At 69.9% G+C, this 13,337-nt stretch carries 11 protein-coding genes and 1 tRNA gene; 3 read left to right on the forward strand and 9 right to left on the reverse strand.

Annotated elements, in window-relative coordinates:
- Window positions 1-207: 207 nt before the first annotated feature.
- Window positions 208-281: transfer RNA gene (locus ACFYW5_RS02235), tRNA-Met, on the reverse strand.
- A gap of 41 nt (window positions 282-322) precedes the next feature.
- A complete protein-coding gene (locus ACFYW5_RS02240; RefSeq protein ID WP_389415032.1) occupies window positions 323-3,268 on the reverse strand; it encodes a UPF0182 family protein in 2,946 nt (981 codons plus the stop codon).
- Window positions 3,269-3,411: 143 nt separating this feature from the next.
- On the opposite strand from ACFYW5_RS02240, the gene ACFYW5_RS02245 reads away from it, so the two are divergent.
- A complete protein-coding gene (locus tag ACFYW5_RS02245; RefSeq protein ID WP_389415033.1) occupies window positions 3,412-3,954 on the forward strand; it encodes a PPA1309 family protein in 543 nt (180 codons plus the stop codon).
- Window positions 3,955-4,005: 51 nt separating this feature from the next.
- On the opposite strand, the gene ACFYW5_RS02250 is transcribed toward ACFYW5_RS02245, so the two are convergent.
- The 3 genes from ACFYW5_RS02250 to ACFYW5_RS02260 form a co-directional block, all read right to left on the reverse strand.
- The gene (locus ACFYW5_RS02250; protein ID WP_389415034.1) at window positions 4,006-5,100 is read right to left on the reverse strand and encodes a PDZ domain-containing protein; all 1,095 of its coding nucleotides are present in this window, start codon (window positions 5,098-5,100) and stop codon (window positions 4,006-4,008) included.
- Window positions 5,101-5,415: 315 nt separating this feature from the next.
- Window positions 5,416-5,877, reverse strand: a complete 462-nt coding sequence (locus ACFYW5_RS02255) for a molybdenum cofactor biosynthesis protein MoaE (RefSeq protein ID WP_389415035.1) — start codon at window positions 5,875-5,877, stop codon at window positions 5,416-5,418.
- 131 nt (window positions 5,878-6,008) lie between these two features.
- The gene (locus ACFYW5_RS02260; RefSeq protein ID WP_389415036.1) at window positions 6,009-7,121 is read right to left on the reverse strand and encodes an SDR family oxidoreductase; all 1,113 of its coding nucleotides are present in this window, start codon (window positions 7,119-7,121) and stop codon (window positions 6,009-6,011) included.
- A gap of 193 nt (window positions 7,122-7,314) precedes the next feature.
- Between ACFYW5_RS02260 and ACFYW5_RS02265 the strand changes: the two genes are divergently transcribed.
- Both ACFYW5_RS02265 and ACFYW5_RS02270 read left to right on the forward strand, forming a co-directional pair.
- Window positions 7,315-8,748: a zinc-dependent metalloprotease gene (locus tag ACFYW5_RS02265; protein WP_389415037.1), complete on the forward strand. Its 1,434-nt coding sequence runs from the start codon at window positions 7,315-7,317 to the stop codon at window positions 8,746-8,748.
- Window positions 8,745-9,260: an NUDIX hydrolase gene (locus ACFYW5_RS02270; protein ID WP_389415038.1), complete on the forward strand. Its 516-nt coding sequence runs from the start codon at window positions 8,745-8,747 to the stop codon at window positions 9,258-9,260. The genes ACFYW5_RS02265 and ACFYW5_RS02270 overlap by 4 nt, the downstream gene beginning before the upstream one ends.
- Before the next feature lie 44 nt (window positions 9,261-9,304).
- Here the strand turns inward: ACFYW5_RS02270 and ACFYW5_RS02275 are convergent, their stop codons facing one another.
- From ACFYW5_RS02275 to ACFYW5_RS02290, 4 genes are all read right to left on the reverse strand, one after another.
- Entirely contained in the window at window positions 9,305-10,060 is a 756-nt protein-coding gene (locus tag ACFYW5_RS02275) for an AIM24 family protein (RefSeq protein ID WP_389415039.1), read from the reverse strand.
- A gap of 16 nt (window positions 10,061-10,076) precedes the next feature.
- A complete protein-coding gene (locus ACFYW5_RS02280) occupies window positions 10,077-10,757 on the reverse strand; it encodes an AIM24 family protein (protein WP_015657951.1) in 681 nt (226 codons plus the stop codon).
- Window positions 10,758-10,770: 13 nt separating this feature from the next.
- Entirely contained in the window at window positions 10,771-12,504 is a 1,734-nt protein-coding gene (locus ACFYW5_RS02285; protein WP_389415040.1) for a TerD family protein, read from the reverse strand.
- A gap of 132 nt (window positions 12,505-12,636) precedes the next feature.
- Window positions 12,637-13,233: a M48 family metallopeptidase gene (locus ACFYW5_RS02290; protein ID WP_389415041.1), complete on the reverse strand. Its 597-nt coding sequence runs from the start codon at window positions 13,231-13,233 to the stop codon at window positions 12,637-12,639.
- Window positions 13,234-13,337 lie beyond the last annotated feature (104 nt).

Below are 13,337 nucleotides of genomic sequence, written 5' to 3' on the forward strand. Positions count from 1 at the left end.
CGTCGCACCACCTGCAACCTGGGTACACCTCGTATACCGCAGCCAGTGAGGTCACTTCAGCGTTTTGTCGACATGCCCACAGAGAGACAAGTCAAACACAGATGGGCCAACTCCCCACCGCGGCACGGCCGTCCCCACCCCTCGGCACATGCGTTCGCACATCACGAAGGCCCGGATCCCTGTGAGGATCCGGGCCTTCGCCATCAGTAGCGGGGACAGGATTTGAACCTGCGACCTCTGGGTTATGAGCCCAGCGAGCTACCGAGCTGCTCCACCCCGCGCCGTTGTTCTGCAACAGTATCACGGCGCGGGATGGGCTTGATCAGCTGCTGTCCGGGCTGGGGCTGGGACTCGCGTCCCCGCCGTCGCCGGACTCGCCGGCCTGGGCCTCCTCGGCCCGCCGCAGCGCTTCCTCCAGTGCTTCCTGTGCCCGGCCGTACGCCTCCCAGTCGCCGTCCTTCAGCGCCTGCTGGCCGTCCTCGAAGGCCTTCTGGGCGTCGTTCAGCGCCTCTTGGACCGTCGGGTCCTCGCTCGTCGGCGGTGGCGTCGGCTTGCTGGGGTCACCGTCGTCCTCCGGTGGCTCCGACGGTTCCGGACTCGTACCCTTCGATCCGAAGATCTTGTTGAGCGCCTCTTCGAGGGTGTCCTCGAAGGCCGTACTGCCGCCGTAGGTCACCAACACCTTGCGCAGCAGCGGGTACTTGAGCCCGCCGCCGCGGACGTAGACGGGTTCGACGTAGAGGAGTCCGCCGTCCAGTGGCACCGCGAGCAGGTTGCCGTACTCGACGTTCGAGTCGCCTCTGCTGAGGAGGCTGATCGTCTCGGCGATGTCCTGTTCGGAGTTGAACTGGCTCTGGACCTGTTTGGGCCCGTTGACGGTGGTGTTCGTCGGCAGTTTCAGGATTCTGATCTTGCCGTAGTCGCTGGTGCCCGCTTCCGCGTCGACCGCCATGAACGCGCTGAGGTTGTCACGGCCGTTCGGGGTGAACGTCGTCGTCAGCGAGAACGCCTGGGACTTCTGGTCCGGCATCTTCATGCTCAGGTAGTACGGCGGCACCGCGTTGCCCGACTTGTTGGTCGGGTCGTCCGGCACCTGCCACACCTCGCTGCCGCTGAGGAACGTCGTCGCGTCGTCCACGTGGTAGCGGCTGAGCAGCTCGCGCTGGACCTTGAACAGGTCCTGCGGGTACCGCAGATGGGCCATCAGGGCGGGCGAGATGTCGCTCTTGGGCTCCACCGTGTCCGGGAAGGCCTTCATCCAGGTCTTCAGGACCGGATCCTGGGTGTCCCACTGGTAGAGCTTGACCTCGCCGCTGTAGGCGTCGACGGTCGCCTTCACCGAGTTGCGGATGTAGTTGACCTGGTTCTGCTGGGCCACCACCGCGCGGGAGTCGTTCGTCGCGGTCAGCGAGTCGGCCGTCGTGTCACCGAGGGTCGTCCGGGACGCGTACGGATAGCCGTTGGTGGTCGTGTAGGCGTCGACGATCCACTGGATCTTGCCGTCCACGACCGCCGGGTAGGCGTCGCCGTCGATGGTCAGCCAGGGCGCGACCGCCTCGACGCGCTCCTTGGGCGTGCGGTTGTACAGGATCCGCGAACCCTCGCCGATCGCCCCGGAGTACATGATCTGCGGCTCGCTGAACGCCACCGCGTACGCGGCGCGGTTGACCGGGTTGGAGAGGTTGACCCCGCTGTTGCCCTCGTAGCTGTAGGTCTTCTCACCGGTGTCGTCGGAGTAGTCGATCTCCTTCTGGGGACCGCCGACGATCGAGTACGTCGAGGTCTTCTCGCCGTAGTAGATCCGCTGCTGGTACTTGCCGAGATCGCCCTTGGAGGGCAGGTCGGACTCGGTGAAGACCGGGCGGCCCTGGGAGTCGGCGCTGGTCCCCTCCGCGGCGACCGCGCCGTACCCGTGGGTGTAGCGGAAGTGGTCGTTGATCCAGTTGTTCTTCGGAATGCCGCTGAGGTTCAGCTCACGCAGACCGATGACCGTGTCCTGGTCCTTGCCGTCCTTGCTGTACCGGTCGACGTCCAGGTTGGTCGGGAAGCCGTAGTAGTTCCGGATCTGCTGGAGCTGCTGGAACGTCGGCGAGACGATGTTCGGGTCCATGATGCGGATGCTCGCGGCCTTGTCGACATCGTCCCGCAGCTGGGCCTTGTCGTCGGTGCTGCTCTGCCCCGAGTACTCGGTGACCTTGGCGTCGTCGATGCCGTACGCCTCACGCGTCGCCTGGAGGTTCTTCTCCACGTACGGCGCTTCCTTGGCCTGCTCGTTCGGCTGGACCTGGAACTTCTGGACGATCGCCGGGTACAGGCCGCCGATGAGGATCGCCGAGAGCACCATGAGGCCGAAGCCGATGACGGGCAGCTGCCAGGTGCGCCGCCACAGGGTGGCGAAGAACAGCAGGGCGCAGATGACCGCGATGCAGAACAGGATCGTCTTGGCCGGCAGATAGGCGTTGGCGTCGACGTACCGCAGACCGGTCCAGCTGTCGGTCGCCTTGAAGTCGCTGGACTTCACGGCCAGGCCGTACCGGTCGAGCCAGTAGGCGACCGCCTTCAGCGCGACGAAGATGCCGAGCAGCACCGACAGATGCCCCGTGGCCGCCGCGGTGGCCCGCGCGCCGGGGCTGGTGATGCGCAGCCCGCCGTACAGGTAGTGGGTGAGCGCGGCGGCGATCAGGGACAGGATCGCGGCGGCGAAACCGAAGCCGAGCAGGAACCGGTACCAGGGCAGGTCGAAGGCGTAGAAGGAGACGTCCAGATCGAACTGGGGGTCCTTCTGCCCGAACGAGACGCCGTTGACCCACATCAGCCAGGTCCGCCACTGACCGGAGGCGGAGGCGCCGGCGATCAGCCCGACCAGCGCGGTGATCGCGAGCAGCAGCCACTTCTTGTAGGGCGCGATGCCCATGCGGTAGCGGTCGAGGCTCTGCTGCTCCATCGACATGGCGCTCAGCGGCGGGCGCAGCCGGTGCGCCAGCCAGATGTTGAGGCCCACCGAGAGGGCCATCAGCAGGCCGAAGACGAAGAACAGACCGATCTTCGTCGACAGGGTGGTCGTGAAGACGGACGAATAGTTCACCGACCGGTACCACAGCCAGTCCGTCCAGAAGCCCGCGAACATGGTGAACGCCATGCCGAGTACGGCAAGGACGCCCAGCGTCATGAGCAGGGTCCGGACACGCCGGGACGGGCGGCCCACTCTGATCCGTGGCCCCGTCGGGCCTCCGCCGCGGTCCGGCATCTGGAAAGCCAAGGTGCGCACCTCGAAGTTCGCTGTTGATCCGTCAGGCCCGCGTCTCGTGGAGCCCTCCGGGGGGCCTCGTGATCGTAGGCCCACACCTATGCAACTTACTCACGCTTTACTCGGTTCCCGATTCCGGGTGGGAACGAGGCAGGATTGTGACCATGTCCAACACTCCCATGGCGGCGAGTCCGCTCACCCGGGCCGTACTCGAGATCGACGAGTACGCCTCCGGCCTCGGCTGGGACCAGCCCGCCCGCCTGTTCGCCCTCGTAGACACCGCACGGCTGCGGGCCCAGGAACCCGGCCTCGCCCGCCAGCTCGGCCTGGAGGACGAGCAGGAGACCTCCGGCCTGACCCCCATCGAGCAGGACGAGGTTCCCACCGGCAAGCCGCTCGACGAATTCCTCGGCACCATCGCCTGGCCCGACGCGGTGACCGGCTGCGCGCTCACCGTGGAGCGGCTGATGCTGCCGCCGTCCGCGGAGGCCCAGGTGCCGCAGGACCTGAGCGGGGCCGCGCTGACCAAGTGGGTGGCGAACCACCCCGAGCGGCAGGAGGTCCGGATGACGGTCGCCGTGCTGCGCGACGGCACCCGCGAGTCGGCCCTGCGGCTGCGCGAGAAGGACACCCCGACGGAGGTCCTGACGGGCAAGGACCTGGTGCCGGGTCTGGCGGAGGCGCTGACGGCGACGTTCGAGGACTGACGTTCCCGGGGTCCTGGCTCGCGCCGCACTTCGGGACTGAGGGCCGGGGTCCTAGCTCGCGCCGCACGTCGGCAGGTCGGCGGTGTCGCCGGCGCGGATGTCCTTCAGGGCGCCGAGCGCGTCGTCCATGGTGCCGACCTTGACCAGGGTGAGCCCGTCGGGGATGTCCTGGGCGGCGGCCGCGCAGTTGTCGGCCGGGGTGAGGAAGTACTGGGCGCCCTTGTCGCGGGCGCCGACGGTCTTCATCTCGATGCCGCCGATGGGGCCGACCTTGCCGTCGTCGTCGATGGTGCCGGTGCCGGCCACGAAGGAGCCGCCGGTGAGGCTGCCCGGGGTGAGCTTGTCGTAGATGCCGAGCGCGAACATCAGACCCGCGCTCGGCCCGCCCACGTCGGCGAGCTTGATGTCGATGCTGAACGGGAAGGTGTGGTCCGTCCCGGCGGAGATCCCGACGATGGCGCGCTTCTCGCCGCCGTCGTCGGCGGTCGTGGTGGTGATCGTGACCTTCTCCGTCCTGGCCGTCGCCCGCTGCTCCTTCTCGGCCTCGGCCTGTTCCTTCGCGGGCACGATCGTGAAGTCGACGTCCTCGCCGGGCTGGTGCCTGGTCACCAGTTCGGCGACGTCGGCCGGCTCGCGCACGGCCGTGCCGTCGACGGCCTTGATCACATCGCCGGCGTGCAGCTTGCCCTCGGCCGGGGAATCCTTGACGACCGTGGAGACGATCACCCAGGACTGCACGGGGATGTCCAGCGCCTCCAGCGCGGCGACCTTCGCGCTCTCCTGGGACTGGCTGAACTCCTCGGCGTTCTCCTGGGTGGACTCCTCCTCCGTCTTGCCGTCGGGGTAGAGGGTTTCGTGCGGCACGACCTTGTTGTCGTGCGCGAGCCAGCCGTAGACGGCCTCGACGAGGTTCATCCGGTAGTCGGCGCTGGTGACCCGGACGGTGGTCATGTTCAGGTGCCCGCCGGCGGCGTACGTCTTGCGGCCCGAAATCTGCAGCACCGGCTCGCCGCCGTGGTCCCCCAGGGTGTTCACCGTCGGCCCCGGGGACATCTCCGAGTACGGCACGGGGATGAACACTCCCGCGCACAAAAGCGCGATCAGCATCAGGGTGGAGGCGAGCATCGTCGCGGTGCGGCGTGGCATGCCTCGACAGTACGTGACACCCCTGTCGGCGTCCCGTCAGGGCTGAGTCTTCTCCATGGCCGCACGGAACCGGGCATATCCGTCCAGCTCAGGACCGTCGCTACGGGCCTTTCGCGTCCGGTGGGCCCAACTGCCCCACAGACCGGCGCCGATCGCAGCGACAAGCGGAATCAGCAACCAGGCGAGCGCCGCCATGCCGTCCTCCCAACCCCATTGAGCGACCGCAACTGACTGATCAGCAGATTAACCATCCGCACTGACAACGCTCGGGGCAGGGGTGCGGTTACGCAACCGGAGAGGCGGGCGGGGCACGGCTCAACAGGCGCCGACCCACTCCTCGGTGCCGTCGGAGAACTTCTGGTGCTTCCAGATGGGCACTTCGTGCTTGAGATCGTCGATCAGCTTCCGGCAGGCCTCGAAGGCCTCCCCGCGGTGGGGGCAGGAGACGGCGACGACGACGGCCAGATCCCCGACCTGGAGATCCCCGATCCGGTGCACGGCGGCGAGCGCCCGCACCGGGTACGCACCGGCCACCTTCTCGGCGATCCGCCGCATCTCGCTCTCGGCACTGGGATGACAGGAGTACCCCAGCTCATCGACGTCGGCACCCCCGTCGTGGTTGCGCACGGTCCCGACGAACAGGGCGGTCCCCCCGGCGGCGTCGTCCCCGACGGCCCGGAAGACCTCGTCGAGCGAGAGCGCGGTCTCCCGGACGGCGATCAACTTGATGGGGTCCTGCCCGGTCAGCTCGCCGGGGTGGTCGTTCATGGGTGCCATGCCCCCATCGTGCCCCACCCGGAGGAACCCGCGGAATACCGAAATCACCCGGCACACACGCGTGCGGCTTTGGAGCCTCCTACAGACGGCGGCTGCCGCCGGGCCCCGCCACGACGGCGGCGGGCGCCCCGTCAGATCCGCCGCCGGGCCTTCCGTGCCCGCCGCACCACCGCGGCCGCGCCCAGCAGGGCCACCGTCGCCCCGGCCGCCCCCGCGGCCGTCGCGTCCTTGCGGCCGAGCCGCCGCCCGGCCACCGTGTGCCGCCCGGCGACCTCCTCCAGCAGCTCGGCCAGCACCTCCTCGTTCGTCCACTGGGGCCGCCATCCGGCGGCGTGCAGCCGGCTCCCGCTCACCACCCAGGGATACATGGTGTACGCGAGGTCCCCGGCCGGCGAGGGCGTCAGGCCGATCCGGTGCAGGCGGGCCGCCGCCCCGAGCGCGACCGCGGACGGCAGCTCCATCCGCCGGATCCCGCTGAGCTCCTCGACCTCCTCCTGCTCCAGCCATCCGTCGCACCCGACGGCGAGCTCTCCGTCGACCCTCTCCAGGACGGCGTACTCCAGCGCGCTGCACAGGTCCTCGACATGGCAGAACTGCCAGGCCGGCCGCGACCCGGCCACCACCAGCAGCCGCGGCGACTCGAAGTACCTGGTCAGCGCCGTGTCCGTGCCGCCGACGAGGATGGCGGGCCGCACCACGGTCACGTTCAGCCCCGGATGCGCCCTGGGCGCCCGCCGGGCGAGCCGCTCGACCTCCAGCAGATCGCCGACGCCGGTCGCCTCCGCGGTCGCCCGCAGCTCCGCGTCCTCGGCCAGCGGCAGCTCGTTGTCGGGAAGGGCGCCGTAGACCATCGCGGAGGTGCACAGGACGACCCGGTGCACCCCGGCGGCCGCGGCGGCGGTCAGCACGGTCTGTGTCCCCCGGACGTTGTAGGCCGTCCGGGCGGCTCCGTCGGTCTCCAGATCGAGATCGAGCGCGAGATGGACGACCACGTCGGCGCCGCGCAGCTTCTCCGCGATGGCCGGGTCCCGCACGTCCAGGATGTGCCACAGCGCGTCCGCGCACTCGCCGCGCCGCTCGTCGATGGCGATGACCTGCTTGATCTCCTCGGACGCGGCCAGCCGCTCGGTGAGCAGCGCTCCTACGCCGGACGCGGCACCGGTGACCGCCACGACGGGGCCACGCGCCGCGGGACTGGTTGACTGGTTTCGCGCTGCGCGAACCTGCGGATCAGGGGAACTCACCGGGCGTCTCCAGCGGTTGTCTTCAGTACGGACGCGCGTGACGCGTACGTACCAGGTGGCATCCATCCTGCCGCAGGCCGAGAGTCGGCGAAGCACCGAGGCCCTATCCGCCCGTGGTGTCTACGCTGGGTGGTGTTATCGGGCAGTCGTGCCGTCGGAGCAGAACCGGCGGCCTTACCAGCCGAGGAATCCCGTGAGTGACACCCCATTCGGATTCGGCCTTCCGCCGGAGGAGCCGGACGACGGCGACGAGGGCAAGAAGAAGGACCAGGAGAGCGGTGGTGGTCAGGGACCTGCCAACCCGTTCGGTTTCGGCGGCCTGCCCGGTGGCGGGGGCTTCGGCGGCCCGGGCGGTCCAGGTGCCGACAACCCGTTCGCTGCCATGTTCGGCTCGCTGAACCCCACCGACCTGGGCGCCGCGTTCCAGCAGCTCGGCCAGATGCTCTCGTACGAGGGCGGTCCGGTGAACTGGGACATGGCCAAGCAGATCGCCCGCCAGACGGTCTCCCAGGGCACGTCGGACGGCACCAAGGACGCGAGTGTCGGCCCCGCCGACCGCACCGCCGTCCAGGAGGCCGTCCGCCTCGCCGACCTGTGGCTCGACGACGCGACGTCGCTGCCCTCCGGCGCGGGCTCCGCGGTGGCGTGGTCCCGCGCGGAGTGGGTCGAGGCGACGCTGCCGGCCTGGAAGGAGCTCGTGGACCCGGTCGCCGAGCGCGTCGGCACCGCCATGGGCGATGTCCTGCCGGAGGAGATGCAGGCCATGGCGGGCCCGCTGATCGGCATGATGCGGTCCATGGGCGGCGCCATGTTCGGCACGCAGATCGGGCAGGCCGTCGGCGTGCTCGCGGGCGAGGTCGTCGGCTCCACCGACATCGGCCTGCCGCTCGGCCCGGCCGGCAAGGCCGCGCTGCTGCCGGTCAACATCGACGCCTTCGGCAAGGACCTGGGCGTGCCGAAGGAGGAGGTGCGGCTGTATCTCGCCCTGCGCGAGGCCGCCCACCAGCGCCTGTTCACCCATGTGCCGTGGCTGCGCTCGCACCTGTTCGGCGCCGTCGACGGCTACGCGCGCGGGATCAAGGTCGACACCGCCAAGCTGGAGGACGTGGTCGGCCAGTTCGACCCGCAGAACCCCGAGCAGCTTCAGGACGCCCTCCAGCAGGGCATGTTCCAGCCGGAGGACACGCCCGAGCAGAAGGCCGCCCTGGCCCGTCTGGAGACTGCTCTGGCACTGGTCGAGGGCTGGGTGGACGCGGTGGTGCACGCGGCCGCGAAGCCGCGTCTGTCCTCCGCGGACGCGCTGCGCGAGACCCTGCGCCGCCGCCGCGCCTCGGGCGGCCCGGCCGAGCAGACGTTCGCCACCCTGATCGGCCTGGAGCTGCGTCCGCGTCGGCTGCGCGACGCCTCGCGTCTGTGGGCGTCGCTGACGGACGCGCGCGGGGTGGACGGCCGGGACGCCCTGTGGTCCCACCCGGACATGCTGCCGACGGCCACCGACCTGGACGACCCGGACGGCTTCGTCCACCGCGAGCAGCTGGACTTCTCCGAGCTGGACAAGATGCTCGGCGAGGCGGCTGACGGCTCCCCCGGGAAGCCGGAGAAGGACAAGGACGACGACTCCGAGTGACACTGCACGCCGACGCGGTCCAGGTACTGAAGACCTACGCGGACCAGCAGGATCTGCGCCAGGTCTACCTGGACCATCTGGACCGTCATTCCGACGGAATGTGGAAGGACTGCAAGGACGGGCACATCACGGCGAGCGCCCTGGTGATCGACCCCGAGCGCGAGCGCGTCCTGCTCACGCTCCACCGGAAGCTGCGCATGTGGCTGCAGATGGGCGGTCACTGCGAGCGGGCCGACGACACGCTCTCGGGGGCCGCCCTCCGGGAGGCCACGGAGGAGTCGGGCATCCCCTCGCTGCGCCTGCTGCGGAGCACCCCGGTCCGCCTGGACCGGCACCGGACGCCCTGTGCGTGGCACCTGGACGTGCAGTACGCCGCCATAGCCCCGGGCGGAGCGGTGGAGGCGATCAGCGACGAGTCGCTCGACCTGCGCTGGTTCGCCTACGACGAGGTGGCGGACGTGGCGGACGACTCCGTCGTACGGCTGCTCGAGGCAACCCGCGCCGGGCTGTGAAGCCGTAAGGGGTGACCGCCCTCGCGGTCACCCCTTGGCCCGGCTCAGCTCCAGACGTTGCCCTGGTTCTGGCCGCGGGCGCCCTGCTGGCCCATGCCGTACTGAGCGGCGACGCCCGAACCGAGCTGGGCGTTCTGCGGCGGCAGCAGCTCGCTGGGCTGCACGAGCGCGTAGCCGCTGCCCATGAAGCTCAGCTCCCAGCCCTCGCCGGTGTTGCCGCGGCGCCGCCACACCCCGGAGGAGTGCGTCTGGGCCTGCATCTGGACGCGCAGGCTGGTGGACCAGGCGACGATGGCGTCGGCGTCGCAGTTGACGTACTTGTCCGGCGTGACCTGCAGCATCAGCGGCATGCCCGAGGTCATCAGGGCGACCTTGCCACGGCCGGTGATGTTGAGCTGGTACTTCCCGGAGCCGGAGATGCCGTAGAGGCTGTCCACCGCGATGACCTCGTGGTGCAGCGAGGAGTCCATCGCCAGCACATAGCTGCTGTCGACGGTCAGCCCGTCCTGGTCGACGTCCATCAGGTGGATGTGCTGCTTGAGGTTGGCGAGAAAGACCGTGCCCTGCCCGTGGCAGCGCATCAGGTCCAGGCCCTCACCGGTGTGGGCCCGCGAGCGTCCCTGGTCGTTGCTCTGGTACTCGGCGTCGAACTCGATCAGGCCCTGGTAGGCGACCATGGTGCCCTTGCGGGCGAGGATGTCGTCGTGACCCTCCAGGGTGAGCCGGAGCATCTGCTTGTTCTGCAGGCTCCAGCGCTCCTGGGTCTGCTGGTCGTTATGGGCGAAAAGCGGACTCTGCATGGTGTGGTGCTCCCCCTCAGCCCCGGACCCGGAGACGGTCGGTGCTGTCCTCGCTGGGCTGGACGACGACGATGCCCTGGCCGGAGAAGGCCATCTGGTACGCCTCGCCGCTGCCCCGGCCGATCAGCGACTGCGCCTTGAAGCTGCGCTTGCCCTTCACCTTCAGGTTCGGGGACCAGGCGACGAGCGCGTCCGGGTCGACGTACGTCTCGTTCTCGCCACCGCCGCAGTCGACGACGATCGGCTTGCCCCGGGAGGTCAGCGCGACCCAGCCCTGCCCGGAGATCTTGGTGTTCCACAGGCCCTGTCCGGCGAACTTCGCCAGGCCCTTGACCCGCTCGACGCCCCACGTGAGGTGGGCGTCGAAGGCCAGCAGGTTGGTGGCGTTGACGGAGATGCCGTCGCCGTTGAGGTTGATCACGACGACGTTCGCGCCGTAGTCCGCGAGGTAGAGCAGTCCGTCGCCGGAGCACTTCATCAGGGGCGCGCCCTCGCCGGTCATCCAGTCCTTGGCGATCTGGCGCACGGCCGGCGGGTTGGGCTCGTACTGGACGAACCCCTCGTAGGCGACCATCGACCCCACGCGCGCGAGGAGGTCGTTCCCGGTCTGCATGGCGACCTTCAGCATGTGGTTGCCGTGGTTCTCCATGCGGGCGGTCACCGGCGCGGGAGCGTAGCCCGCGAGCGGCTGGTTCATGACGGGCTCTCCCTCAGATCTCGTACGGCTGGACGACGATGAAGTTGCCGGGAGCGGCCCGGAACTGGAGATTGACGCTCTCTCCGGTGTCGCCGGGGTAGGCGTTGCGGCGCATCCGCACCTGGCTGGAGACCACCACCTGCGCGGCGGCCGACCAGGCGACCACGGCGTTGCAGTCGGCGAACGTCGTGGGCGTGACCGGCAGGACGACGGGCGTGCCGTGCGTCTTGACGACGATCGTGCCGGTGCCGGTGAACTGCATCGTGAACAGCGCGCCGCCGGGAATGCCGTGTCCCTCGATACGGCGGACCTCGTACTGCAGGCCCTCGTCGAAGGCGAGGACGTTCTCGGCGGAGACGCACACCCCGTCGCCCTGGAGCTCGATGGGGTGCAGCATCGTGGAGTTCTCGGCGAGGAACACCTGGCCCTGGCCGGTGCAGCGCATCAGCTGCATCTCCTGGCCGGTGGCGTTGCCCGCGATCCGGCCCGCGAACCCGGCGCCCTTGTAGCTGAAGTCGACCTTGCCCTGGTAGAGCACCATGCTGCCCTGCCGGGCCAGCACCGGCTGACCGCCGATACCGAGGTCGACGCGGATCATCTTCTTGTTCTGCTGCGTCCAGCGCTGCCCGGTGGGCGTCTCCCGGAACTGCTCCAGCGCACCGGCCACACCGGGCGCCTGGGGAGCACCCTGGGGGGCACCGTAGGGGGCGGCGGCGTGGCCCGCGCCCTGTCCGTACGCGGGCTGCTGGCCGTAGCCGGGAGGCGGCGCCGGCTGGCCGTAACCCTGGGGGGCGTGCGGTGCCTGGGGCTGGCCGTAACCCTGGGGGGCGTGCGGTGCTTGGGGCTGGCCGTAGCCCGGGGGCAGCGGTGCGCTCGGCGGCTGGCCGTGCGGCTGCGGCGGCTGGCCGTAGGGCTGCTGCGGCTGGGCGGGCTGGCCGTACGGCGCGGGTGCGGGGGCCGGCGGGGGTACCTGGGTGCCGCCGGGCGGTGTCATGGGCGCGATGATCGTCGGCTGGGCGTGCACCGACGGCGCGGGGGCCGGTGCCGGCGGCGGAGGCGTGGCTCCCGGCGGGGGCGCGAAGCCCTGGTGGGCGGGCTGCGGGGCGGGGGCAGGCGCGGGTGCGCCGAAGGCGGGGGGCGCGGTGGCCTGGGCCGGGGGCGCGAAACCGGGGGTCGCGCCGGACTGCGGCTGCTGCGGGGCCGGGGCGGGAGCCTCTTCCTCCATGACCTCGCCGCCGAAGTTCTTCAGCAGCGCGTCGAGCCCGCCGTCGAAGCCCTGGCCGACCGCGGCGAACCGCCAGACGTCCTTCAGATAGAAGTCGCCCAGCATGACGGCCCGCTCGGTGCTGAACTCCGAGCCGTTGAACGCGTACCGGGCGACTTCCTCGCCGCCGGCCACGATGCGGATGTATCCGGGGTTGATCTGCGACATCTGCCCGGCGCCGTCGAGCGTCGCGGTGAACGACAGCTTGTGGATCTGCGGCGGGATCCGGTCCAGCGTGACCCGGAAGGACTCCGTGTCACCGGCCTGGGCACCCAGGAGCTGAACGGACTCCTCGGGGGTCTTCGGCTGGTTGAAGAAGACGAAGTAACGGTCGTCCGAGAGCCGTTCATCGGCGTCGAGGCCGAAACAGCTGATGTCGAAGGTCAGACCGGGACCGGAGATCTGCACGCCTACGTACAGATCCGTGCCCGCGGTGAGGTCACTGATCCTGGCCTTGTGGCCGCGTTGGAATTCCCTGGCCATGCGTAACGACCGTCCCCCATCCCGAATACGAGTGCGTCGCGTCAGGCTAACGGCAAACTCGGACACCGGACGAAGTCGGTACAGAGCCGGTACAGAACCGGCGCCCCGCGGTACCGGAAGGTCGGCGGACGGTCACTCTCCGCGTGTGCCGGGCAGGTGCGGCAACCGATCCGCGGCGACCACTCCTTCGAGGTAACCCCGGGCCCGCTCGGTCCGCGGATACGCCTCCAGCAGCCGCCAGAACCGGGGCCCGTGGCCGGGCACCAGCAGATGGGCGAGCTCGTGCAGCAGGACGTAGTCGACGACGTACTCGGGCATGCCCTGGAGGCGGTGCGACAGCCGGATGCTGCCCTCGGCCGGGGTGCACGAGCCCCAGCGGGTGTTCTGGTTGGTGACCCACCGGACCGAGCCGGCCCGGGCCCGGCCGTCGAAGTACTGGGCGGAGAGCCGTTCGGCGCGCTCCGCGAGCTCGGTGTCGCCGAGCACCCGCTTGCTCTCCTGGGCGGCCAGCTTGTCGAGCATGACGCTCACCCAGCGCTGCTCCTCCGCCTCGGACATCCGCGCGGGGATCAGCACGACGGTGCGATCACCCTCGCGGTACGCGGAGACCGTCCGGCGCCGACGGGCACTTCTGCGCACCTCGATCGCGCTCGCCCCCGAACCGTTCGGCGGCGGGCTCGGCGGGCGGCGCTGTGGCGTTCCGGCGCTGTGCAGTGGGTCGACGGACACGCCCTGACGTTACCCGCTGCACACGGGGGAAGTCCCGACTCCGGTACGGTCCGCGCCGAGACCCCACCATGCGTTTGATTTGTACGAAGATTTCCGGGGCCTGT

This window comes from Streptomyces sp. NPDC002779, from assembly GCF_042888685.1.
Lineage (GTDB): Bacteria > Actinomycetota > Actinomycetes > Streptomycetales > Streptomycetaceae > Streptomyces.